29 protein-coding genes and 1 pseudogene are annotated in these 23,491 nt (G+C 57.8%); 7 read left to right on the top strand and 23 right to left on the bottom strand.

The window, feature by feature from the left end:
• Nucleotides 1-66: 66 nt before the first annotated feature.
• Nucleotides 67-276 (bottom strand): annotated as a pseudogene (locus A7A09_RS19385) (helix-turn-helix domain-containing protein); the annotation flags it as partial.
• A 512-nt stretch (nt 277-788) separates the two neighbouring features.
• On the opposite strand from A7A09_RS19385, the gene A7A09_RS19380 reads away from it, so the two are divergent.
• Nucleotides 789-3,353, top strand: a complete 2,565-nt coding sequence (locus tag A7A09_RS19380) for a toll/interleukin-1 receptor domain-containing protein (protein WP_106692931.1) — start codon at nt 789-791, stop codon at nt 3,351-3,353.
• Between the two features lie 311 nt (nt 3,354-3,664).
• On the opposite strand, the gene A7A09_RS19375 is transcribed toward A7A09_RS19380, so the two are convergent.
• Both A7A09_RS19375 and A7A09_RS20940 read right to left on the bottom strand, forming a co-directional pair.
• On the bottom strand, nt 3,665-3,871 hold the full coding sequence (locus tag A7A09_RS19375; RefSeq protein WP_211341191.1) for an SOS response-associated peptidase family protein: 207 nt from the start codon (nt 3,869-3,871) through the stop codon (nt 3,665-3,667).
• Nucleotides 3,872-4,083: 212 nt separating this feature from the next.
• A complete protein-coding gene (locus A7A09_RS20940; RefSeq protein WP_170167165.1) occupies nt 4,084-4,224 on the bottom strand; it encodes a hypothetical protein in 141 nt (46 codons plus the stop codon).
• A gap of 579 nt (nt 4,225-4,803) precedes the next feature.
• Between A7A09_RS20940 and A7A09_RS20650 the strand changes: the two genes are divergently transcribed.
• From A7A09_RS20650 to A7A09_RS19360, 3 genes are all read left to right on the top strand, one after another.
• A complete protein-coding gene (locus A7A09_RS20650; protein WP_148043729.1) occupies nt 4,804-5,619 on the top strand; it encodes a hypothetical protein in 816 nt (271 codons plus the stop codon).
• Nucleotides 5,620-6,071: 452 nt separating this feature from the next.
• Complete coding sequence (locus tag A7A09_RS19365; RefSeq protein WP_148043728.1) at nt 6,072-6,317, top strand: hypothetical protein; 246 nt, start codon at nt 6,072-6,074, stop codon at nt 6,315-6,317.
• 291 nt (nt 6,318-6,608) lie between these two features.
• A complete protein-coding gene (locus tag A7A09_RS19360) occupies nt 6,609-7,103 on the top strand; it encodes a hypothetical protein (protein WP_106692928.1) in 495 nt (164 codons plus the stop codon).
• Between the two features lie 142 nt (nt 7,104-7,245).
• Here A7A09_RS19360 and A7A09_RS19355 read toward each other — a convergent pair whose 3' ends face one another.
• A complete protein-coding gene (locus A7A09_RS19355) occupies nt 7,246-7,644 on the bottom strand; it encodes a hypothetical protein (protein WP_106692927.1) in 399 nt (132 codons plus the stop codon).
• Between the two features lie 3 nt (nt 7,645-7,647).
• Nucleotides 7,648-8,184 carry a lysozyme gene (locus tag A7A09_RS19350; RefSeq protein ID WP_106692926.1) on the bottom strand — a complete coding sequence of 179 codons (537 nt, stop codon included), beginning with the start codon at nt 8,182-8,184 and terminating at the stop codon, nt 7,648-7,650.
• Nucleotides 8,185-8,737: 553 nt separating this feature from the next.
• On the opposite strand from A7A09_RS19350, the gene A7A09_RS19345 reads away from it, so the two are divergent.
• A complete protein-coding gene (locus A7A09_RS19345) occupies nt 8,738-8,938 on the top strand; it encodes a CsbD family protein (protein ID WP_106692925.1) in 201 nt (66 codons plus the stop codon).
• Between the two features lie 139 nt (nt 8,939-9,077).
• Nucleotides 9,078-9,335 carry a hypothetical protein gene (locus tag A7A09_RS19340; protein ID WP_106692924.1) on the top strand — a complete coding sequence of 86 codons (258 nt, stop codon included), beginning with the start codon at nt 9,078-9,080 and terminating at the stop codon, nt 9,333-9,335.
• 36 nt (nt 9,336-9,371) lie between these two features.
• Here the strand turns inward: A7A09_RS19340 and A7A09_RS19335 are convergent, their stop codons facing one another.
• The 12 genes from A7A09_RS19335 to A7A09_RS19285 all read right to left on the bottom strand — a co-directional run bounded on the left by A7A09_RS19335 (nt 9,372) and on the right by A7A09_RS19285 (nt 19,495).
• Complete coding sequence (locus A7A09_RS19335; RefSeq protein WP_106692923.1) at nt 9,372-9,659, bottom strand: hypothetical protein; 288 nt, start codon at nt 9,657-9,659, stop codon at nt 9,372-9,374.
• Between the two features lie 87 nt (nt 9,660-9,746).
• Nucleotides 9,747-10,655, bottom strand: coding sequence for an SGNH/GDSL hydrolase family protein (locus A7A09_RS19330; protein ID WP_106692922.1), 909 nt, complete (start codon nt 10,653-10,655; stop codon nt 9,747-9,749).
• Nucleotides 10,631-12,343 (bottom strand): hypothetical protein, encoded by a 1,713-nt coding sequence (locus A7A09_RS19325; RefSeq protein WP_106692921.1) that lies wholly within the window; start codon nt 12,341-12,343, stop codon nt 10,631-10,633. Before A7A09_RS19325 ends, A7A09_RS19330 begins: the two co-directional genes overlap by 25 nt.
• Nucleotides 12,344-12,403: 60 nt before the next feature.
• Nucleotides 12,404-14,467, bottom strand: coding sequence for a phage tail protein (locus tag A7A09_RS19320; protein WP_106692920.1), 2,064 nt, complete (start codon nt 14,465-14,467; stop codon nt 12,404-12,406).
• Nucleotides 14,468-14,839 carry a DUF6950 family protein gene (locus A7A09_RS19315; RefSeq protein WP_148043727.1) on the bottom strand — a complete coding sequence of 124 codons (372 nt, stop codon included), beginning with the start codon at nt 14,837-14,839 and terminating at the stop codon, nt 14,468-14,470.
• Nucleotides 14,840-15,224: 385 nt separating this feature from the next.
• On the bottom strand, nt 15,225-15,791 hold the full coding sequence (locus A7A09_RS19310; RefSeq protein WP_106692918.1) for a hypothetical protein: 567 nt from the start codon (nt 15,789-15,791) through the stop codon (nt 15,225-15,227).
• Nucleotides 15,791-16,396, bottom strand: a complete 606-nt coding sequence (locus tag A7A09_RS19305; RefSeq protein WP_245999484.1) for a hypothetical protein — start codon at nt 16,394-16,396, stop codon at nt 15,791-15,793. Before A7A09_RS19305 ends, A7A09_RS19310 begins: the two co-directional genes overlap by 1 nt.
• 83 nt (nt 16,397-16,479) lie before the next feature.
• Nucleotides 16,480-16,863: a hypothetical protein gene (locus tag A7A09_RS19300; RefSeq protein WP_106692916.1), complete on the bottom strand. Its 384-nt coding sequence runs from the start codon at nt 16,861-16,863 to the stop codon at nt 16,480-16,482.
• A gap of 188 nt (nt 16,864-17,051) precedes the next feature.
• Nucleotides 17,052-18,488: a hypothetical protein gene (locus tag A7A09_RS19295; protein WP_106692915.1), complete on the bottom strand. Its 1,437-nt coding sequence runs from the start codon at nt 18,486-18,488 to the stop codon at nt 17,052-17,054.
• Nucleotides 18,481-18,633: a hypothetical protein gene (locus A7A09_RS20935; protein WP_170167168.1), complete on the bottom strand. Its 153-nt coding sequence runs from the start codon at nt 18,631-18,633 to the stop codon at nt 18,481-18,483. The genes A7A09_RS19295 and A7A09_RS20935 overlap by 8 nt, the downstream gene beginning before the upstream one ends.
• A gap of 32 nt (nt 18,634-18,665) precedes the next feature.
• Nucleotides 18,666-19,043: a gene transfer agent family protein gene (locus A7A09_RS19290; RefSeq protein ID WP_245999483.1), complete on the bottom strand. Its 378-nt coding sequence runs from the start codon at nt 19,041-19,043 to the stop codon at nt 18,666-18,668.
• Nucleotides 19,043-19,495 carry a phage tail tube protein gene (locus tag A7A09_RS19285; RefSeq protein ID WP_106692968.1) on the bottom strand — a complete coding sequence of 151 codons (453 nt, stop codon included), beginning with the start codon at nt 19,493-19,495 and terminating at the stop codon, nt 19,043-19,045. Before A7A09_RS19285 ends, A7A09_RS19290 begins: the two co-directional genes overlap by 1 nt.
• A 216-nt stretch (nt 19,496-19,711) precedes the next feature.
• Here A7A09_RS19285 and A7A09_RS20645 point away from each other — a divergent pair, with 216 nt between their 5' ends.
• Nucleotides 19,712-20,089 (top strand): hypothetical protein, encoded by a 378-nt coding sequence (locus A7A09_RS20645; RefSeq protein ID WP_148043726.1) that lies wholly within the window; start codon nt 19,712-19,714, stop codon nt 20,087-20,089.
• A 224-nt stretch (nt 20,090-20,313) separates the two neighbouring features.
• On the opposite strand, the gene A7A09_RS19275 is transcribed toward A7A09_RS20645, so the two are convergent.
• The 6 genes from A7A09_RS19275 to A7A09_RS19255 all read right to left on the bottom strand — a co-directional run bounded on the left by A7A09_RS19275 (nt 20,314) and on the right by A7A09_RS19255 (nt 23,488).
• Nucleotides 20,314-20,748 carry a DUF3168 domain-containing protein gene (locus A7A09_RS19275; RefSeq protein ID WP_106692912.1) on the bottom strand — a complete coding sequence of 145 codons (435 nt, stop codon included), beginning with the start codon at nt 20,746-20,748 and terminating at the stop codon, nt 20,314-20,316.
• A complete protein-coding gene (locus tag A7A09_RS19270; RefSeq protein ID WP_106692911.1) occupies nt 20,748-21,170 on the bottom strand; it encodes a hypothetical protein in 423 nt (140 codons plus the stop codon). Before A7A09_RS19270 ends, A7A09_RS19275 begins: the two co-directional genes overlap by 1 nt.
• The gene (locus A7A09_RS19265; RefSeq protein WP_211341190.1) at nt 21,170-21,511 is read right to left on the bottom strand and encodes a phage head closure protein; all 342 of its coding nucleotides are present in this window, start codon (nt 21,509-21,511) and stop codon (nt 21,170-21,172) included. Before A7A09_RS19265 ends, A7A09_RS19270 begins: the two co-directional genes overlap by 1 nt.
• A gap of 11 nt (nt 21,512-21,522) precedes the next feature.
• Entirely contained in the window at nt 21,523-22,020 is a 498-nt protein-coding gene (locus A7A09_RS19260) for a head-tail connector protein (protein WP_106692909.1), read from the bottom strand.
• 2 nt (nt 22,021-22,022) lie between these two features.
• Nucleotides 22,023-22,178 (bottom strand): hypothetical protein, encoded by a 156-nt coding sequence (locus A7A09_RS20930; RefSeq protein ID WP_170167167.1) that lies wholly within the window; start codon nt 22,176-22,178, stop codon nt 22,023-22,025.
• A gap of 68 nt (nt 22,179-22,246) precedes the next feature.
• Nucleotides 22,247-23,488 (bottom strand): phage major capsid protein, encoded by a 1,242-nt coding sequence (locus A7A09_RS19255; protein ID WP_211341189.1) that lies wholly within the window; start codon nt 23,486-23,488, stop codon nt 22,247-22,249.
• Nucleotides 23,489-23,491 lie beyond the last annotated feature (3 nt).

Below are 23,491 nucleotides of genomic sequence, written 5' to 3'. Positions count from 1 at the left end.
GGCAAGAGCAGAGACGACAACGCCGCCCGGTGACACGGGCAGCGCCGTTCGTGGCGGTCCGGAAGGTCAGCCCCCGACGGCCATCTTCTTGTCTTGCGCGGGGGCCGGGTCACGCATCACGTAGCCACGCCCCCAGACCGTTTCGATCGGGCTGTCATAGCCAAGCGCCTCGAACAGTTTCTTGCGCAGCTTGCAGATGAAGACATCGATGATCTTCAACTCGGGCTCGTCCATGCCGCCATAGAGATGATTGAGGATTCTATGGAAATTGAACGTAAACAAGACGGTTTGGTGAAACACGTGGCGGGACAAAAGGTGTCCGAATCACGAATCTTGAAATGCCTACTCGGTGGAAGTCCAATTAGGTATCGACGTGCATCGTAGGATGGTCAATTGTGGCGACAATGACCGGTTCGGACCTTGAGCTGCCGCTGCTCTGGGCCACTTTTTCGCACACGCAGAAGACCTGTCGCAGCCCGAAGTGAACCCATGTCCGGCAACCAGACAACTGTGTCAGCACACGCAGGTCGGGCGGAAGGTGTGAATTCGCCGTAAGGCAGCGAGAAATCGAGCAGGCCGGTAAACCGGACCTTCGTCGCGGAAACTCTTAGTTATGCCTGCTGCAGTACATATCTTCCAGGAACCTATCATTTTCTGAATCTGACATCACCGAGCGTCGCAATTGGCCAGAAGGAAGAGGTTCGGGTTGTGTTCGGGCCCAGCTTGGGGCAGCATGTTTTAGTCCCGCCATGGTTCAAATTGCAGAAACCCCTTGAGTACAAAGAACGATGAATCACGATAGTAGTGGTACTATTTTTCTCTCTCACGCGGCTGCAGACAAAGGCTTTGTTGAAAAGGTCTATGAACGACTTGATGTCTCCAGCACGTTTTACGATATCAAATCGGTTCAACCCGGGCAAAGCTTCATCGAAGCAATGCAAGAGGGAACGTCCGGAAAGAATATATTTGTGCTTTTCCACTCACCCAACACGCAGGCCACTTGGGTTGAGCATGAAAAACGACTTGCTGAGGTAAACCATGCATCAAAGGGCGGCAAAGTGCTCGTGGTGCCGTTACTTGGAGAGACTTACCGAAGTTTGCCCGAGTGGATGAAAGGCTTCATGACCTGCACCGAAAACTACTCGGTCTCGGATATAGTACGGCAAATTCAGCTGCTTCAAACGCAACTGATTGATGAGCTTAGCGGCCACAGCGAAATTGTTGTGGGCCGCGAAGAGCTCTTGAGGAAAGCGCACATCGAGACGTTGAAGAGTGTTCAACAGACCGGAAGCCCCATCCAACACATTGTCATTTCCGGACTTGCGGGAATGGGTAGAAAGACCTTTGCGCAAGAGTACGCAAAGAAGTCCTTTAGCCAAATGCGATCCGGCGGGCCAATTTTCAATCTTCCTGACATGGCGGAAGCCGTGGACTTTTATCTAGCTATGAAGCAAGATATATCTGGCGTTTTCACGAAGAAGGAGTTGGAAGAACAAATCGCGACCTTCGAGGCCATGGATTATTCAAATCAAGCCCAAATGGTCCTCGACGTCGCAAGGCACTGGGCAGATATCAATCAACCCATTTTTGCAAATACAAAACTCGGACTACGCGATAGATACCGAAACCTCAAACCTTGGCTCAATGAGTTCTTCAAGTTATCGAGAGACGTACCTTCATTAAGAATTATATATATTTCTGAACGCCGACTTCCGGAAGAAGCTTCCATCGAGACCACCAATCTGGCCCAATTTCAGATTGAGGAGCTTAGCGCGCTGGATATCCAGTATCTATTGGGAGAGTTGATCGACAATCGTTATTTCGAATCCGCAAGAGCGGAAGTGTTGTCGCGTCACATTCATGGACATCCGGCAACAACGCATTATGCTGCCAAGTTTATCAATTCCGGAAAGAACTTGGATACGCTAAACGAAAACCCTGAGCCAATTTATGCTTTCCAGCAGCGCATCTTAGGCGAAATTCTTTCTGAAGAGTTGCTTAGTGAAGATCAACGGCGGATTATTGCCTTGTTATCGGTTTTTCCACGTTTGTCGTTCAGCATCCTTGCTAGAGTGCTCGAGATGCAGCGTAAACAGCTTGCACTTGACTTGTGGGAGCTTCAGGAAGCGTCGCTTATCTCAGCTACTGGTTCTGAGTACTATAGCAGTCCTAGCGTTGTCGCCAATCGCGCCAGGAAAGAACTCAGTGCGGATACACATGCACTTTTGAACGATGTCAAACTTCTTATCGAAGATGATATGACTGCCAACAAGCTGGATTCACAACTTATCGACGCGCTCCTCATTGCCAGTGCCACCCCTACCGGTGAGGTGCCAGCCGAGCTGAACGGTTTGGTTACTAGCTCGTCGCTTTTGACCATGGTGACGGACCGTTTCTTCCGCGCAAGGGAGGTTCAGAAGGGATCGCGGGATATTTACCTTAGCGCGTACAGTCTTTCAAAGCTCGCATTAGAAATGGAGACGTCTGATGACGCCGTGGAGCAAATACTGTTCACTGGTGGCGATAGCGCAATCCGCGCCGGTGTTTTTCCTGAGCAAATCATCAAAAAGATGCAAGATGCAGCGCTCCCATCCGTTTATTACCTTCAAGGAAGCTATGCCTTTCATGTTCTTAAAGACGACGAGTCTGCAGTGCGCAATTTACGAAGATCACTTGAAACAAAACACTTTAAGCTCAGAAATATACGACTGTTAGCTCGCGCGCTTATAAGGTCTCAAGATTTCTCCGGCGCACTGGATGTTTTAGGCAAGCTTTCCGATCATCAGATTGAGCGCGAAACAGGGTTAATGATCCAAAAAATTCGTGCCTATCGAGGGCTTCGAAGCCATGCAGAAGCCGATGCTTTGGAAAGAAAAATACAAGGTCGCAATGATGAGTATGGCGAGGTGCACATTTACAACGCTGGTAGGGCACTTCAAGAAGGGAATTACGATGACTCACTTGCGCACTTGAGCGAGGCGGAGGCTTGCCCGAGAGTGAACCGCTTTACACTACAGCTCTTGAAATGTGCAGTACTTCTCGAAAACGGCGACGCGTCGATGCTGCCCCTGGTCGTGGAAACTGCCAATTCTGTGAATAGGCGTTATGATGCTGAGCAATTACAGGCTCGGCACGCAGTAGTTCAGGGTCGATGGGCCGACGCCGAGCAACATCTAAGCAAAATTGAGCGAAAGGACTATTTTGATCTGCAAATCGCACACAGAATGCTAAAGCAAAAAATGGAAGACCTGCAGATCAAAACGAATGCTACAGCGATGAAGAGATGCCAGGATGAATTAGATGAAGTCGTCCGGTTGAGCACAAGATCACCGGCTGGCTTTAGGACCGCTTAAGCTCATTTCAGGTACCTCATAACGATGGCTATTCCAGGATCGCTACAATTTCCATTCGCCCAATCTATCGACTGTCCCTTAGGGACCCGTCAACTAGCGCGCGCGGCGAATGGCGGCTTCGACGGGCCGCGCCGCAGCATCGTTTCCTGCTGGTCAACGGCAATAATTGGCCGACATGGGTGACTGGCCCGACGTTGTCACCCGAACTTTGCAAAGATCACTACCTGCGCATTGCGGCCGCTCAACTCAATTCGATCTGCACCGGTAGTGAATGTGACCGGAAGTCCCGCATAGCGGTCATCCAAGCGAAATCAGTTGGGCTCCTCGATCAGCTCCAGCAATCCGTCAGGCAGTGGCCGCTGCAGTTCGACGGCCGGCGCACCGTTCATCCACGCCTCCCATTCTCCTTGCTCGGTCAGGATCACCGGCATCGCCCTCGGGTGAATTGCCTTGACCTCGTCGTTCGGCTGGCACGTCAGGAAGGCGTAGAGATCATCCGTGGTTTCGCCATCCTTCACCTTGCGAACCGATGTCCATCCCCGAACGCCGGTGACCGAACACCCCATCAACCTATATTATAAATGCGGCCATAAGGCGGTGGTCGAGCTGGCAGAGTGGAAGCATCGGGACTACTTCCTGCCGCGGGCGCGATGCACGAAATGCGGGCGACTGGGCGCGGATCATATAACGGTTTGGGTCAATACGCGACCGCCTGATCCTCTCGCGTGGATCATTCGTCGTCTGACTTCTCAGCTGGCTTCTGCGTTGCCAGCTTCTTCAGCCGCTCGTTGAACCGTTCTTCATCGTCGTCCGCCCCGAGTTCTCGAGCGGCTTCCTTGAAGCGTTCGATCTGAGATTTTTCTTTTTCCACACACCGATGATAGTGCCGTTTGCTTGGCATAAAAAGGGGCGACCCGAAGGCCGCCCAAGTCAGGTTTCATATAGGTTCCCGCAACCGAACCGCTAACGCCTAGCACAGTTGCGCCCATTCTAGCGCTCGGTCAGATCAGCGGCTGCGCCAATGGGCGCAGACATGCTCGACCCGGCCAAAGCGAACGCGCTCATAAGCGTTCACAAAGACACCAACCTTCATGCCCCATCTCCTGTGAGAGGGTTTCACTTGAAATGGGGCGCGGCAAATGTCAGATTGATCCTGTCACAGATGGTTTTCTGACGGGGCCGCACCCCTATGAAGCCACCACGAAAGCCGGTCCTTCGGGGCCGGTTTTCTTGTTCTCCCCTACGGTCAGGTCAGTGCCTGGGTGGTCTCCCGTAGGGGCTGATCCGGTCTCTGCATCGTATTGCCTCACATCATCTTGGGGATCACGTCAGGCGGATCCCAATCGTGAAGATACACACTTCTCAGAGAAACGCAACAGTCAGAGTAACCATGATTGCTATTGTTGAGTAATTGTGGTAACTGTCTGGCCAGAAATCGCGGAGAGTCGTCATGAACACCAAACCCATCCGAAGCCCCTCCTACCCCAGTATGTCGCTGGAGGACGCCATCGAAGCCGCTGGCAAGATTGAGGCACAGTATCGCGGTTCTCCAGTTGATCGGGAAGATGCGGCGAAACTGCTTGGGTATTCTGGCCTATCTGGTCCCGCAAATAAGGCGCTTGCCGCTTTGGCTTCCTTCGGCCTTGTTGAGCGGGCAGGGAAGGGAATGATGCGCGTAACGTCGCGCGCACGATCAATACTTCACCCAGATTCGAGCGCCGACAGAGCGCGAGAGTTGCGCGAAGCCGCGCTGGAGCCCAAGCTGTTCCGCGAAATCAAGGATCGGTTTGAGGACATCCAAGTGCCTCCGATGGATGGGGTTCTCACGTATCTGAATCGGGAAGGCTTCAATCCATCGGCAGTTAGCCCTGCGGCCAAAGCGTTCGTTACAACGATGCAGTTCATTCAGTCATTGGGCGAAAGCGAAAGTCATGTCTCTGACGACAACGATGATTTAGAATCCGACTCACCGGACGAAAAAACGCGGTTCGGTGGTGCGTCGGTGGGTGACCTAATCCAGTGGGAAAGCCAAGGCGCGCTACAGTTCAAAACGCCTCGCCGTGTTCGCTGGGTCTCAGAAGATGGGGATTGGCTTGCGGTCGAGGACAGCGACACAGGGATACCAATGAGCCAAGTTACCGTAGAACAGGCCGCACCCCAAAAGGCCCCTGCGATTCCGCCTCAGATGCCGCATGCCGATGCGCCTCATCAAGAGCGAGGGTTCTCCGAATGGTTCCGGGCAAAGGTCGCGCCGACAAGATTGTGACCATCAATTTCAAAGGTGAGGGCGAGATTGGTCCGAAAGAAATCGAGAAGATGATCCGCGTTCTTGAGGCGCAGAAGTTGGCGTTGGAAGACTGATCGAACCATCTCTATGTTTGGGGCGGGCATCATCCCCGCCCTTTTGCCTTTCCTGATCAGGTCTTGCGTAGGCCAAGCGCTTGCCAGCCGCCCCACGTAGGGCAATCGCCCCACGCTCAGCCCAAGCTGTTCGAGCGGATAGGTCCCAGACCAATACTTACCAATCAGGGTGAAGGTTTTGTCGTTATGGGTCGCTTTCATGCGCTTCTATTCGCGCGACGGAACGGCATTGGCAACCCACCCTCCAGCAACATCCAAAATCATCGTCGATGGCGTGAAACCGTACATCGATCCATGATTGTCCCGGATACCGCATTTGCTCTACCTTGGGGTCAACGCTTCGGTGGAGGGTGCCTGATGTGGGAACAGACGTACAACCGCCTGATCGAAATACTATACGGCCCTGATTGTTCAGAGGAAGATCTCAAGGCGGCAATTGCTATCGCGTCAATTTCCGCGATCCGCCGAGGCGAAATGACATCAGATGTGGCCAAAGAAGCATTCTATGACGCCATCAGACGTGCCGTAAAAGCTCGAAAGAACGGGGAAATGCCACCTGATGATCTCAAAACCAAGATTCGTGGGTTGTTCCTAAACAGTTAATTTCCGCCTCACCCGCCGCCGCCAATACGGCAGCACGCGCCTCGCCCTCACCACGCCCCCACGTAATACAACTCCACAGACAACCGATCCCGAACGATAATCGCATCCAGCCGTTCCCGCCGTCAGCCGCAAGGGGCGACCCTCACGAACTCAACCCCAAACGCGAAGGACAGAGGCGAATGCACGCAAACATTGCAGTTTACCGTGCGGCGTGAGACGATGAGAATTGTTGCTGCACCGAGGCGGGCTATCCTAGCGGCAATTTCAAAGTCGGACGGGGAGAGATAGAAGATGCTGGCGCGTCAGTACTCGATAATAGAGACTCGCAACCTGCTCAATGCCTCCGAAAACATGGGGCCCGGCACCGGGGGCCACGCGATGGCGACCCACGGCCACCTTCGGGTTGATGTCACCGATCGAAACAAGCCGAATGATTCTGCGTTCCAGAAGGAAATCAGGATTTTTGGCAAACGGCTCGTTTCACCGAGGACCGGGACCGAACCCTCCCGCCCCGTCACCCCGATGGATCAGGCAATGGTCGTGGCCTTCGCTCTCAACTCGCCGAAAGGACAGCAAAAGCTGCGACAACTTGACGCCAAGCCGAATAATGGTCAGACGTACGGGACCGCGATCGTCACGGAGATGCAGGGGATCGGTAATGTGCTCCCGGAGCTGCGCATCGGGCAATCCGGGGTCCAGTCGAGTGGCACATTGCCCAGGATCAAGGTAGAAATCTTCAGGATCAACGGCCAGCTGCATATTCACACAGCTTATGCCATGGCATAGACGACGCAGGTCGATCCCCAACCAGCGGGTCTTCTGAAAGACCATTGTTGGAGTATTGACCCCGCCGGAGGTCGCATGCTCCCGGCTGGAACGGGCGCTGTCCTCTGATGTTCACACACTACACGGGTCCGACCTGAACAACCTATAGTGCATTAGCCAAGGCCTCAGACAACTGATCTCGCCCGGTGATCGCGTCCAGCCGTTCCCGCAGCTTTGCCCGCGCCATCTGCTCCAGCTGCGCCTGAGTCGGCCCCAGCTTACGGATCGCGCCGGGCACCGACATGCGCACATAATCCACGATCTCGCCGATCGCCCGGTCTGGTATGGCAACAGCCGGATGTTTCTGCAACGTATCGATCAGCAGTTCTGCGCCGCTATGCAGAGCCCAATGCAGCGCCTCGCGGTGCCTGGCCTCGATGTCGATCCGCCACCGCTCGGGTAAGCGGCGGAAGAACCAGGCGAGCGCGCCCAAGATCAACCAGACCGCATATTCCACGATGATCGGCTGCAGGATATTCTGCAGGCTGTCGATGATGCTCATGACTTACCCTCCGATGGCAGAAAGACAGAGCCGCTGCTCAGCAGCTCGGCGGTTGACGAGGCCCTGCACAACCCTGCCCCCTGCCTTGTTCCAGCGCGGCAACTCGTTGCAGGCGTCCCGCCATCGATCGGCATTGGCGCGCCTCGCCAGCGTGGATCCGCAAGCGGCACCGATACCGACATTGTAGGACCAGGACACCAGCGCCACCTGGACGCCCTCGGGCTGCTGCTGCAATGCTGGGATGCAACTGACCAGGCGATCTCGATATTCACCCAAGGCATCCATCAGCATGGCGCTGCACTCAGCCGAGCTGTATCGATCGCCCGGTTTCACGCCTCGGGTCTCGCCATAACAGACCGTCCAGACCGGTGGACTGGCAATGCGGTCGAGATAGGCCTCGGTGCGCTCACCCTCCCAAGGGCCGACGAAGGCAGCAGCCGCGGCGAGGATCGCAGCCGTGCCGGTTGTGGCAGCCGCTCTGCCCTTGGTCGAGACAAGCGATTTCAGCCACGCCAGAAGCGTGGTCAGGAACTGGATCATGATGTTCTCCTAGAAGTATCAGCCCTATGGGGTGAAAAAGCCGATGGATGCCGCTACGGTTGACCCGGCTTTTCCATGTGTGCCAGCATGGAAAAGCCGGGGCCGCCAGGTAACGGTGCGCCTGTCGGCCCCACTATTTTCGGAGTTCTGCCGTCGCGGCCGCCACTGCGAACATGCAGGACCCTGCATGTCAGTGTCCTTCTTCTGACTGCGCCCGGTGACGCTCGGGCAGGCGATGCCGCTTTGCGCGGAATGAGAAAACCCGCGCGAGGCGGGTTTGATGGCTCCACTGAGTCTGGGTTAAACTGAATTCGCCTTCTGCCTCGTGCCAGTCGTGGAAGGCGGGGGCCGGGGGCTTCCAGCAGCTTGCCCGCCTTTCCGATCGGCGGCAGATGTTCGGGCAGTGGTTACATCCGACATGCGGGCCTCTTGATGACTTGTGATCACCTGTCCGGGAACCCCGCGGCTCTAGGGGCGTTGTCGTCTCGCAATTGCAGTTCTTTCGGGCGCGCCCAATGTTCGTTCACACACTTGCTGAAAGGAGCAGTGCCAGATGAATTGGGATATCATTCAAGGGAAGTGGCAGCAGTTTAAGGGAACCGTGAAGGAGAAGTGGGGCGATTTGACGGATGACGAAATCGACCAGATCGATGGCAATCGCGAAAAATTGTCCGGGAAGCTCCAGGAGAAATATGGCTGGGCAAAAGAAGATGCCGAACGCCATATTGACGATCTCTTCCGCGATAAATCGTGATGACAGCATCGTCCGGGGCGCTCAGTCGCTCCGGACTTTTCGGCTGGCTCGTTTCTGAGATCAGTTCCCTCGGTAATGTTGGCTGCGCCATTCGCACCCTCATCGCAACTCCGATTAAAGACCACTCTATTTAGGCAAGATGACTGGGATCAAACTCTACAAACGGCTGCGGAACATGCGTGACGAGGCGATCCGGCGGCCAAATTACCGGGTGATCTATGCCCATGCGCTGGCCGTGGCCCATATGGAGGGGCACCTGATCGCGGACGATCATCCCGCTTGGGAGGCGATCTATGCCGCCATCAGGGCAGCGCGTGAGGGAGATCCCGAGGCGCTGGATACGATCGAGCGCGAGATCGCCCGCCTGCATGATCGACCGGTGAAACCGACAGGCTGACCGGCCCTAGGCGAACCGCGACCGTTGGTCGCTGGGTCATCTGCCCCGCCCATCCAGCCGCGCCTCTATCTTGCGCAGCGCATCAAGGATCAGGACCAACCGTTCATCCTGTCGAGCCGACATCTGCTCGACGCCCCGTATCCGGGTCTCATGTGCCTGCGTGGTTGATTGGAGGCGCAGCAGTTCGCGATCGAAGTTGTCGGCTCGCTCGCTGAGCCTTCCGCCCCAGACAAACAGCGCTGCAGCCATGCCGATCGCGGTAAGGATCGTGCCAATCAGCGACAGGATGTTGCCGATTGAGATTGTGGCGTCGATTCTCGGCATACCGCCTCCTTGCATTCGGGCATGAAAAAGCCCGCTCGAAAGCGGGGGATCGGGGATTAGGTGACCTGCATGCTCACCTCGATGACGCTACTCAAACGCTTCCGGGCAATCTATCCTGAGCCGGTCCAGCATCACAGCGTTCCCTGCGACATTCGGGTGAACGCTGTCTTCCTGATAAGCGGGATTCCATGTCTCCCCGTCATTGTTCAGGGACAATGCCAGGTCGAAGCGGACAGGCGGCAGAAGATCCGGGAAGTATCCACCGAGAATGTCCGCATTGATGGCGTCCCGCGTGGCAACAGTGCCTGTGGTCAACGGCGGCAGGCAGCACAAGGCGATGCGATCCGTTCGGGTTCTCAGCGCTGAAAGAATGGTCGCAACATTCGTCCGCCAGGCAGAATGCGACCCGGTGCCATGAACTGCATCGTTGGTTCCGATCAGGATCACGGCGACCGATTTCGCATCGCAGAGCTGCACTGTTTCCGCGATGGACGCAGCTGCACCATTCGACAGTTGCCCGCCACGTGCCGCGATCAGAACATCCGGGAGCCCATCTGCATCCCTTTCGTCTTCCAGCAGGTAAGCCCATCCCGAATTGTGATCAGGCCCAATCTGTGATGCCTCGGTGATGCTGTCGCCGATACAGACGACCCGCGCCGCTTTCCCGGTCGGGATCGGGTGATCGGCCACCATGCGAAGACGGCTGACCCGCACCCCTCCCGACGCGGTGGACGGGAACAGAATGCAGGGAATACCCCACGCCCGGCAATCACCTCCCGTTCCGGCCGCGTAGTCGAGCGTCAGGGATACCTGCTCGCCCGTCACCATGTTCGTCAGGGTGATGGTCGTGACGAAGCGAACCCGCTTGATGTCCAGCCTGACATTCGATCCTGCCACGGTCCAGGGGATTGCAATCTGCGACACAACAGTGACTGGGGCCGATCCGGACAAACTGTCGTATCGGTAAACTTTCAGCATGCTGTCTGTGCCGTCCACGACGCAGCCGGGGTCAGCAGATCGAAGCCGTCATCCTGCCGCATGAAGCCAAGCCCCCAGACCTGACCGGCACTGACAATCTCGCCAAAGACGCTGGCGGTCCGCTTGGATAATTGGGAATACGGATAACTGATGGGGCTCGTCCGCGCTGCCCAGTCTGCCGAGTTTGCCCCGGACTCCAGCGCGCCAGACGCGATGGTCGCACCGGCAAGTGTCCAGCCATCGGCATCGGTGAACCGCTTGTCGATCAGGGTGGGTGACACCAGGTCACCGCTCGGGATGCTCAAACCAACCGGTTCAGACACCGTGAAGTTCACCATGTAGCGGAAGCTGAAATTTGACGAGGTGAACGGCTCGTTTTCCGTGTCAGAGGTGGCCCGAAGATTAAGGGCGGGCAGTGACGAGTTTACCCCAACGTTCCCGGGGATGCTGACACCGAAGCCAACCGAACCACCCTTGGGAATCGGGATGTTGACCTCGACATCATTCCATCCCGCGACACCTTCGTAATACCTGACCTCGTGAGGCGTAAGCGGAACAATTCCGCCGGGGCTGTCCTCTTTCCACGACGACACGCTGAACCGGGTATCTCCGTTCAGATACACATTGATGCGTTCGATCAGCCCTCCGTTCGGGTAACGGTATGATGTCGAGTTGATCAGAACCATCGTCTTCGATCCGGACGTGGTGCCAGTCGGCACCATTCCAGACATGTCGGCCGTCTGCCCCTCGCTGCGCGGCTGCCGTATGATAAAGTTTTCAGCCAGATATTCGGCATCTGCGGCTGCCGGTTTCATGGCGTTGAGATCGGAGGTGTTGGCGGCGAGCTGGACGGACTCGGACCCCAGGCCATTTATGTCCGCTACTCCAAGAGCCGTCATGATGCGAATGATGCCGCCGGGCGCGAGGTTGAAGAAGGTCCCCAGGTAAATTGAGCCGCCCTTCAAATCCCCCGCATCCAGAGTTCGGCCATCACGCCCCCTGAGCGTATATGTCACCCCGTCAAGAATGACGGTCGGATCAGGTCCAGTGTTGGTGACTGGCCAGCGAATCTGGATTTTGTAACTCAGATCAACCGGAATGAATGCTTGGGACGGATCGCTGGTCATCGTGATCGATTGCGCCGACCAGGAATCAATCCCCGGCAAAAGGATGGCCCCGCGAATGGCGGCAGCATTCAGCACATTTACGGTCGAATCCAGAGCGGCCAATTGAGCGTTCCGGTTCTTCACGTCCAGATAAGGTTCGACCGAGGAAAGGAGTCTGACCGCACCATTGCTGTGGACCTCCGCAAGATAGGATCGCCCCACCACGAGCCCCCCGGCAGGAAGAGGGCCATTATTGGTGTCCCGGATTTGGCGGGCGTTGCCGCCTATCGTGATGACCGGACCGTCAACCGTGCTGGTCCCGATCGCCACCCATCGGATCAACTGCCCCGTCCCTACCGATTGATCCTCCAAACCGGGGGATAGCTCGGCCGTGAAAGCATCTGCAGTCCCGGTCAAGTTGGTCAACCGCAATGCGCCCGCCATATTGACGCCGCCAATTCGGTTGGAACGCTCGGTAGCGTCCGCAGTCTCCAAGGCCAATTTCATCGAATCGACCGCTGGCCAGATACCCCGGACATTTGACTTGCTGACCGGCTGTCCGTCTACATAGGCGGTGTTGGCATCGCTCTCGAATGTCATGATGACCTCATGAAAAAAGCGGCCCTGAAGGACCGCTGTTGCTGCTTGATTTTGGCTTGCTCAGCTGTAGCTGCCGACGAAGACTTCCGATGATTTCACCCCGGACGGATTTACGGAGATGATCCAGTAATCTGCGCCGGCACCGGGAACCGTGTCGTTCATCGTGACCTGCTGAGACGTGGCGAAAGACTGTTTGATGAATGTCGCATTGGCGAACGAACTGCCGACCGCGCCACGCCACAGTTCGGTCTTGCGATAGTTCACGCCCAGGTCAGGCTCGAAAGTGACCTCGAACGCGCCACCGGCAGTCCCGCTTTCCGATATGACGACCGGGGGATCGGGTGGGGTCGTGTTCTCGAAGACCTCGATCCCGCTGCTGACGGTCGTTGCGCTGGCAATCGTGAAATCGGTATTGTCGAACAGGTCGGTTCCGGGCCGCACATTGGTCCAGGTCAGTTCGACGGTATACTGCCCCTGGTCCTGCAATCCTGCCGTTCGCCACACATCATTGCTGCTGGCGTCCTTCCCGAAGAACATGTCGAATTTTGGCCCGTCCGGCTCGCGGAAATACCTGGCCCAGAGATATCGGGCCGAAGGAGCGGCATCGGTCCTGACCGTAATATAAGGGTCCCCATCGCCGGTGATGACCTGCAGGCTGTTGATCACCGGACCCGGCAGCAATGTCGCGTTGTGATCGATCGGCTGCGGTTGGCTCGGAGCCTGCCCTTCTTCGGACACGGCATCCCAATCGAAACTGGCCGGATTCGCCGCGATCAGTTCGACCGTGCAAACTCCCTCTGCGTTGTTCATGTCGAAGGAGAAGCTGTCGATCCATGCCGGGGCGTTGTTCAGGCCAAGACTTGGGAGATCGACGAAGACGTTCTCCTCCTCCAGCAGGAGCAAGCCCCAGAACCGCAAGGTAATCGTCGCGCGCCAGGCAGGGTTGAGCTTGGCCATCTGGATCTTCGCCAGTCGCCGCGCCTGCCCGTGATGCTGCACCCAGGGCAGGTCCATGTCCTGCGCGACACTCTCGCCATAGAGAGAAATGGCCGCGGCATCATCCCACGGGCTAGCCGTGGTTTCCTGGTAATCGATCTCCGGAGCGACATATTTCGGGACAAGCGTCGTGACGCGATCGAACTCACCGCTGCCCGGACCGATATCGATCGCGACGATCTTGTCTTCGGTGATCGTGTAGTTCGGAGCACGCCACTTGCCAGATCGGACCCCGATCTTGCCTTCGGTGGTAATGTAGGGACGCCCGGCAAAGCTATCCAATATCCGCTGCGCGACATCCTTCAACGGCTCGGACAGCGTATAGCTGCCGCCCGCGAAATATCGGGCAATCGTTCCGCCGGCCGCGAGCGGGATTGCCTCGGCGCAGTCAGTAGCAGCCTGCTCGAATGATGCGTTGTCGATGTCATCGTCGGCGAGGGCACCATAGACCGGGTTTGTGAGGACATCGCGCAGCTGATACGCGGGATTGTCGGTCCAGAAACCAGGTCCCGAGGGATTGAGGCACCGGTCACCGCGAATGACCGCGCTGACCATTGGCTCGCCGCCGGAATAAACCTCGGCGATATTCTCGCCCTTCACCGCCTCGAAGGTGCCGAAATACGTCCCGACATCCGTCAGCTTGTGGTTCAACGTCCATTGGCCGGGGAAAGCGTCCCGAAGTATCTGGTAATCGCCTCCATCGGGCTGCGACAGCAGGCCCTGACGACTGCGAAGGGCAACACGCCCCTGCCACGGTTCAGTTTGAACCCACGGCCCTCCGACATTGGTCTCGACCTTTACATCGTTCAGATACCATTGCTCTACCTCGGAGAACCCGCCCTGCCCCACGGCGATAAGCTTGAACAGAACCCTGTTGCCGGAATACTGCGCCCAATCCCAGAACATGACCGAGCCGGAGGTCCGCACGCGCCCGAGGTGACGGATGCGCGGCGCATTCGATTGCCGCAGCTCCGTCTGGATGTCGCGCGGCTTCGGCCCCTTCTGATCCGGCCGTGTCAGTTTCGCGACGGCGAGGTTGAGAGCGAGCGAGGCGGCGATCTTGAGTGCCGCCGTTGCGAGTCCGGTTCCGGTCCATGTCCCGACAAGCCATGCTCCTACTGCTGGCATTCAGACACCCCACACGGCTATTGCGTCGAGCTTGACGATCCCGACGCCGAATGGCTTTCGAAAAGCCCATTTCTCAAGGTGGCGGATCGCGCCGACCTGCAGGCCAGCGATACGGATCACGCCCACGTCTCCCTCGCGGGCTGTCTCGCGCCGATATGCGCCGATCTCGCCATCGATGAGTGGCACCAGCATGTCGCCACCGATCAGGTCGCGCGCACCGTCAGCATCGGCATAAGCGCCGCGAAATGCTGCCGCCGGATCAAAGCCCCACGCCAGAACGCACCAGTCGGCAGGCCACATCGTGCAGTCCACGACGCCATATTGCCAATGTGCGCCCCAGGTTGCGCGAATGTAATCGCCGACTTCCGTCATGATGATCCTCATGAATGACTCGCAGAATCGCTCCGCCTATGCCTTCCTGATCTGAGATCAACGAAAGGTAGCCTGATGACCGGCCCACAGGAGATGCCTCTCCAAGAGGCAATCACATACCTTGAGCAACGAATTCAGCATTTGCAGATTGCGTTAAATATAGTCCTCGGCTCTACCCGATTGGCGGACCCTTCAGGAAACTTGTCTCAAGCGCTCGAACGCGTTTTTCAAGTTGTGATATCCGAGCATGAAGGCAAAGGTGAGGACTGCTCTGACCTTCGCTTGATAAGCCAAGTCTTGGCTGCTCCCGACGCAGAGCCGCCGCAACCATCGCCACACATTCGACTGGTGCATCCCCGCGAAGACTAACCCAAACCTCCATTCCTCACCCCCGTAGCCATCCGGTGATCACCTTTGTTGTGAGTGACGGCGCAAATTCGCACCCCAGATCACCGGTGTGGCGACGCTGCTGGTCCCGGTCGGTATATTCCCCGCGCGGCGCTATATGACGTGCGTCCAGCGGGTTTTCGGCGCGCATCTCCAGATATTCCTCGGTTGCGGTCTGCACCTTCTTGATGTCGCGGATCAGGCCCTTGTGCATGGAAATCATCGGGCCGACCGGCACGCCGTCTGAGAACAGCTGCATCCATTGTTGAACGGGGCGCCCCCACCATTCCGCGCGGTTGTGCAACGCATCCATGACAAGCGAGGGGGTCAGCGCCCCAATGCGATAAACTGCCGGGACAGGTTGCAGAGGCCCGGACTGCTGAATTGGCGAAGGGACGATCCAGTCATGCGCCGGTTGCCAGGTGAACCCGCCGAGCGTGATCGGTACATTGCCCTCCGCGATCCGGTATTCCGCGCTCACGAAGGAGACGTGAAACAGGCGGACAGCCTCAACGACCTCCCGGTTCGCGTCCAGGAGGTTCACCTGATCGACTGTGAAGGCCATTATCGGTCGAACGCCTCAACAAAGCGGACGGTGACCTGCTCGCCCCATTTCAGAAACTCGCGCATGCGGCGGCCCTCATCATCGGTGGCAAAGCGCCCGAAGAAATGCGGCGGATCGACGTCGATCTGCGTTCCGCTCGGCACATTCTCCCGCAACGGCGGCTCGATCCGCATCCAGCCGGATGCCAGCCGACCACAAACCTTGTAGAGAAACCCGTTGATCGAGAAGAAATCATTCAATCGCATCATCGGGATTTCGGGCGGCCCCGCGAGGTCGATGGTGATTTCCGTGTCGCCGGCCGACGCCGACGAAGAAGTGAGGACAGGCTGAGAACCGCCTCCCGTGATGTCAGCATCGGTAAAGCCCGTCCCGTCCGTGAACCACGTCCCATCATCGAATCCGACCTGCTTTGGGTTGACGCCGGAGCCATATTTATAGGGATCGCAAATGCAGAGATCGACCACGTTATAGCGGCCACGCATCATCGAAACCTTGCGTTCGAAATCCCGTAGGTCAGCCTCGTTGAAATATCGCGGGAAGGTAATGGCCACTTCCCAGACAGCCGCGTTCGGGGCGACGATCTGTTCATGGCCGGCCAGCGACATGCCGACGCTGCGTGTGGTCCAGCGCAGGAAATATTCGGCATGGACGCGCTTCATGTTGCACGGCCAGGGGATGACTTCGGGCATTATGCGATCCTGTTGCCGAATTCTTTGTTTGCACGCATCCAGCGGCTGAAAAATTGCTGCTGGTCGCGGGCGAGCGCGTTCTCGATCAGGGCGACCGTCTTCTCGGTTGCGTCACCGGCGATGTTGATGGATGGGCTGTATGACATGCTGCCCATGCCCTGCCTGCCACGCATAGCTGCAACTTGGGGCGCATTGAGGATGGCACCGTTCATACTTGGGGTGAATAGCTCCGGGCCTTCCTCGCCGACGATATATGATCGACCAGACGAAACAGGGCCACCTTTCGCGCGGAAACCGCCAAAGATGCCACCGATAAGCCCCCCGCCTGCGCTTCCGGCCGGAAAAAGGTTGCCGATCAGACCCTGCACGCCCGACGAGAACATTTCCGCCGCGATCCGCTTGAGAACGCCAGTGACGACATCACCGAAGCTTTCAGCCTCGAATGCGATATCCGCGAAGGTCTCCCCGATCCGCTCAAGGCCCTGCTGATACTGATCGAACGAGGTTTCGTTCCGCTCCAGCTCAGCAGTCAGCTTGCCGAATTTTCCGGCCTGCTCATCGATCTTGGCGCTCAGCTCGTCTCAACCTCAAGGCCGCGCTTCTTCGCCTCGTCGAGCAATTCCCAACGGGCTTTCGCGGTGGCGACTTCCTCGTTGGACTTGCCGATCAGCTCGATCTGGCGCTGGAGGTTGACCAGATCATTCTCGATGTTCTCGAAGAATGGGCGCTCGGTGCGGCCTTTGCGGCCGCTACCGCCAGACTTCTTGCGCCCACCACCGGAACGGAGCGACTTTTCGAGCGCCGCCATCTTCTCCGCCCAATCCCGCCGGAATATGTCCTGTTCTTCAAGGTTCAAGCCACCTGCGCGGCGCGTGATGTCCTCGCCGTTTCCGAAACGAGTGAGGCTGGGTGTTGCGAATGAAGCACCGACTGCCAGCTGGATCGCCGCAGCAGCTTCCCTGGCAGAAATAGCAACATCCCGCATCTGACCAGAAAGCCCGCCGGCGGCATCAGTCGCCATGCCGAGGGCGCTGGCGATCTCCAGCGATGCCGCATGGGTGTCGCCGAACTCGATGGCAAGATTGTTTGCATCGGTCAGAAGATCATCAACCGCAACGCCATTCCGTTCAAGCGCTTCCCGATTTTGCTCTACGAAATCCCTGACCGTCGCCCATGCGTTGGCGTATCCTTCCAGAGACTGTGAGCTCGCTACGTCTCTAAGCGCAGCCTCCAACTCATCGACAACAGTAATGGTCGGCTGCATCTGCTCGCGCAGTTCAGCTACCCGTGAATTGTATTCGTCCTGGTTGATGATGCCTTGCTCAAGGGCGCGGCCTATGCCTGCGACCGCGCCCTCGAACGCCTCAACTGAACCCTGCTGTCTGTCGAAGTCGATAGCCTCGTCAAACTTCTTGGAAAGCGCTTCGCTTTGCTTCTCCAGTTCTCTCCCACCGAGCCGCAACTGCTCTGCGAACGCCTCGCGCATTGTCGTCGCGAGTGTTCCATATTTTTCAATCAGCTCATCGATCGGTGTAGCCAGGTTTTGCTGCGCCTCGACCAGAAGTTTCAACGCGCCGCCAAGGGCATCAACGGTCTTTTTGAACTCTCCGGCTTCTTCGTCGGCGTCTGAAAACAGGCCAATTAGCGTAGGAAATGCCGCAACGGCAACGCCGATCCCCGCACCCAACGCCCCGAAACCACCGAGCAACTGCGGAAGCTGCTGACCGAGAGCGCGTGACACGCCCTGACCGCCCGCAATTTGCACGAAGATATCCTGAAGCTGGAACGATACGTTTTGCAGCTGGCCGCGCATCCTGCCGGCGTCCCGGCCGACACTGTCAGTGGTTCGCTTGAATGACCTGGCAATATTGTCGTTGGCAGCGACAAACTTCTTGGGGGCATCGTTTGCCAGCTTGTTCAACCGTGCCTCGACCCGGGCGACCTGCTGCAGGAATTGCTTTTCGGTCAGACCGACAGGCAATTCCAAGGCGTCTGTTTCATTAGCCATCCGTCAACCCCAGTTCTCGCAGCCGCTCGATCGACGCGGTGCCTTCGTCCTTGGATTTCACGCCGTTGAAGTGCTTGAAGCCCTCCCACGCGCACGCGAACTCCCAGAAGCTCATTTCCTTGACCTGCTGCGGGGTGAAGCCCATTGCGGCCCCGTTCCCGTAGAAAACGGAGAACCTTATTCTCTCTCCGTCGCCTCCCCCGCTTCGGGCTTTCCCGGCTGATCATGCTCCTTGCCGGACATGGCAACGCCGAGAACGGTGATGCAGAGAACAACCAGTTCACCGAAATCACCTTCCTCCCACGAGCGAACCGCCAACTTTCGCGCCTCGGAGGCATCCATGCCACCGCCGATTAAGCCGAGGCGGATACAATCGACCACTTCACGGGTCCGAACCGGAGAATAGGCGAATGAGCCGCGATCCCGGCCCATCTGTAGGCGGTAGAGCAGATCGGCAATGCCGTCCTTCGTGGCATCGTCAAGCGTTTCGGCCTCACCAATGCGAAGCCGAAACGGATGCTCGCCACAGCACCAGTTGATCACCTTTGGCTCCATCAGACTTTCACCGTGCGCGTCGGGGTGCTGGCGAAGGTGATCTCGACAGAGGCCGATACGACCTGTCCCTTGGTGCGCGCCTGGCCGAGACTGGTGATGATGATCGGCCCCTGCTCGTATTCGATCTCGCCGGCCAACGCCGCAAGGTTCCCGATGCGGGCAAGCATTTCAGTGCTGTCACCCTTGTAGAACTTGTCCAGAAACGTGTTGTACCCGGTCTGCGTCCAGTTTCCTGTCCCGGAAAACGAAACCGAGACGCTTTGCGCGCGCCGATCGATCTTGTTCGGCAGAGCCTCGTTGTCGCAGTCTTGTACAGTCTCGGATTCTGCGACGTTGGTCTGCCGCGTGACCTCGCAATTCATGATCACGCAGTTGCGCGCCCAGGTCGTGCCGCCATCGGTGGAAAACTCGAACACGAGTTCATCGTATTCTTCATGGATAGGTGCAGCCATGATGTAGGTTCCTTTTTGGGTATCAACTGCCTTGCCCAAGGGCGGTTGAATGGGCGACAGGGCAGGACGCCCCGATGACACTGAAAAAGCGGCCCCGACTGGAGCCGCTTTCACGTGACCGTCTCTGATTTCCTCGACTCAGCTGACGACCATTCGGGTTGCATCAGCAATTTTCCGCTCATAGCCTGACATAACGATTCTGTGAAAGGTCATGAAATGAAAAGTATCGCGATCCTTGGTTCCTTGGCGGTTTTGGCAGCCTGTGCAAAAACTCCCGAGAATATTTCCGGTATTGATTTAGGCGACGGCGGATACTCCGGTTACTCATGCGGGCAACTTCAACAGGAGTATGTCAACCTCGGCCACAAACTCTCCAATCTTTATAACGAACAGCGTTCAGCCCAGACAGGCGATACTCTCGGCGTGATTCTTATTGGCGTTCCAATGTCCAGCGTTGGAGGTGGAGACAAAGAAACAGAGATTGCAGTTGTGAAAGGTAAAATTCAAAGCGCCGAAAAGGTCGCCATCGCGAAAAGATGCCAACTTCCGAAGCTGCCTGATCTAAGCAAAAGCAAGAAATCGGCAAAAAAATAACATCACCGATAGTCCCGGCGATGCCTGCACCGCTGCGGCGGCTTGGCATCTACGCCGGGACTTCCCGTCCGACGCAGTTACTATCTACCCTTTCAGCACATCCCGCTTTCACCGCCGCCTCGATAAACTCCCGTGGAAAGCTCTGCGCCTCAGCCTTCGGATAAGCCGACCAGCCCGCATTACGCGTGCGCGAGGAATAGTGGAACTCGCGATGGAAGATTGCCTTAGCCATGGTTTTCCACTCCGAACTCGTATCGCAGAATCCCGTGCATGGTCAGCCCATCGGGATCCTGCCTGATCTGCTCGAAGGGATCGGCACGGGCGACAATGGGATTTTCCGTTGTGGCAAGTGAACGGATCACCCTGCGGACCTCGTGCAAAATTTCTTTGCAATGCACCCTGCCCGGCCGACGCGACCAGACGTCGAGCTGGATCGATATGTCCTGCAGCTCAACGCATCCACCATCATCGGCGATCGTATCCTCGGGGCCGAAACTTATATATCCCAACTCCGAGCCCCACACGCTGCTGATCGGTTTACCAGTATCAGTATCCCGCTCAACCCGGTCGTAGACATCGCTGATCAATGCCATCACGGCGAAGTCGGCTTTCAGGGCGGCAACGATGGCACCCTGCAGTTCAAGCGACGGGGAGCCCATTACCTACCCGCCTTCCACGCCTTGTTCACAGCCCGTGAGATATTTGATCGCGCGGCGCGGCGGCGAAGACGCTTGGCCGGGTTGAAATACGGATTGGCCGGCATGTTCTGCGTCCCGTTCTCCTGCAATTTCGCGTTCTGGAAGCGGGTGCCCCGATCATTGGTGATGATGGTGCTTTCATCACCTGCTTTGACCACGACGCCGATATAACCCACGGTCGTGCCCCCGAAAGAAAATGTGTCCACATCCTCTACACGGATGGAAGCGATTAACTCGCGCTCTTCGACCGGCGCGAAGGCTCGCATCAGCCCAGCGATGATCTCGGCCTCCTTCCGGGACTGCTGCAATCCCGCGTCCATCGCCGCGCGGGCATGAGTGCGAAGCTTGCGCTTGACGGCTTCGAGGCCCTTCACATTTGCCATTACTGCGCGACCCCGCTCTCGGCCATGAACTCAAGGTACAGACGATTATCGGATGGGCGCGGAAACTCGCGGATATTGTAGGCGCGGCCAGCGATCAGGCAGCGCATATCCGGCGTGATCGTGTCAGTGCTGGGATCCTTGCGCACCGTGACGATTACCGGCTGGCGACCCTGAAGGCGGCTGGCCATGACGCTTTCACCGCCACGCAGGTAACGGACATTGCACCAGCGGATGAAGTCATAACCATCCGGCACACCCTGCTCTCCCGGCCAGGCACCGACCTTATTGCCATATCCGTCATCGACCTGCGTGCGGGATTGGAACGTGGCCCGCTTGTTCAACTTTCCGGGCCTCATATGCGGGTCCACCGGATCGGGCCGATCATGGCATCAACGGCCAGTGGCGTTGCCCTGATATCGTCCCCCGATGCCGCCAAGCGGTTTTCCATCCAATGCGCCGCCAGAAGCTTAACGCACCGCTGAACAACTGGCATCAGTTCATCGGGCATCTTGGCGCGAAAACTCACCGTGGCGGTTGCATCGACCGTTACAAGCGATCCGAGTCCGTCTCGCGAAAGCGTCACGGTCGCGTCAGCGGAGGTGGCATCGATAACATCGGGCAGCGGCAACCGAAACGTTCCTGCGCAAGGAATATCAACCTCCCATGTCTGTTCCAGGATGCAGCGACCAAGGATCCCCCGCCAGCCGTCGAGATGGGCGACCGCATCGTTGATCGCCTGCTGGATCAGCCCGTCCTCGAAATTGTCCAATTCACGCAGATGGCCCTTCATTTCAGCCAACGTGACGACATCACCGACGGGCGGCACAGTGCAGCGGGGGATCAGACCCATGATTACTTCGCGCCGTAAACGGCCGGGTCAAGCCCGAGCTTCTTGTATGCGGCCGCCGACTTGACCTTCGGGGCAGCCTTTTTGGCGGCACCCTTGGCAGGTTCCGGCTTGGTCTGGGTGGTTTTCGGATCACTTGATTGTTGGTTTTCGCCGGACATTTCGGCCTCCATCTGGTTTGAGAATAGCCCCGGCGATCTCCCGCCGGGGCCAGCTTCATTCACCACGATCAGGCAGCGGCCATTTTCAGGACGCGCAGCACTTCCGGGTTCAGCAGCCCACCACCGACACGCTTGGTCGTGTAGAAGTGAACATAGGGCTTGTTGCTGAACGGGTCGCGCAGAACACGGATGCCCATGCGGTCGACGATCAGGTAGCCGCGACGGAAATCCCCGAAACCGATCGGCATCGCGTTGAGCGAGATATCCGGCATCGCCGCCATCTCGGTGACGGGATAGGCCAGAACGGTCTGCGGCTGGCCGGCCTGGAAGGAAGGCTGCCACAGGTAATTGCCCTGCCCATCCTTCAGCTTGCGCACCGTCGCGATGGTGTTGCGGTTCATCGTGAAGCGCGCGTTCTGCGACGCCTGGCCCGGCAACGAATAGACCAGGTCGATCAACTCGTCCGAGGTCACTGCGGTGCCGCTGGCGGCCACGGCGGTGGGGATGGCACCCCAGGGATGCGCGGCAGCATTCGCGGCGCCGACCGCATAGGTCAGGAAGCCCGCCGGCTTGTTCACGCCATCGCCCGCGACGAAGGCCACGCCTTCCTGGTAGGAGAACTCGGCCTCGACCTCATTGGCCAACCAGGTCTCCAGACTGATTTCCGAGTCGTCGAGCAGCTGTTGGGTGGCCGCCGGGTTGGCATAGATCTCGCCCGGCGTGTACGTCATCCGACCAAAGGTCGGCGTCCCGGTCTCCGGGCGCGCGGCGGTCTCGCCGACCCAGCCCGATGCCGTCTCACGATTGTTGAACAGTTTCGAGAAGCCGGACCCGGAGATGGGCTGCACCATCGCGATCTGCCGCATTGGCGAGACCTCGATCAGCTTGTCGGTGATCGTGCGGTCCCACTCGACAGGCGCAAGATAACCGCCCTCGGCATCGGCACCCTTGTTCAGGTTCGCCTGCACCTCGCCCTTGCGGAAATGCGCGCGGAAGGCATCGGTGTATTCCGCATCGACCGGGCCGGTCTTGGTGCCACCGCCACCGAGTTTCAGGGCGGCGATCTCGGTGGCCTGCGCCTCGAACGCGGACTGGAGATCGCCTACCGCCGCGTTGATGCGGTCGACCTTCTCGGCCTTGACCACGTCCTCCTGCCCTTTTGCAAGGGCCGCGATCCGATCATTGTTCTCGGATTTGAATTCCTCGAACGCCTTCTGAAGGTTGGCAAAGATCGTCTTCGGATCGCCGCTGGCGTCTGCGCGAACGGCGACGATCCCGCGCGTCAGCGCGGGTTTCATCTGAATGCCCATGGG

Origin of the sequence: Paracoccus methylarcula (assembly GCF_003007735.2) — a bacterium.
Lineage (GTDB): Bacteria > Pseudomonadota > Alphaproteobacteria > Rhodobacterales > Rhodobacteraceae > Paracoccus > Paracoccus methylarcula.
The sequence above is the reverse complement of the archived record's forward strand: the minus strand, read 5'-3'. Positions and strand labels throughout refer to the sequence as shown.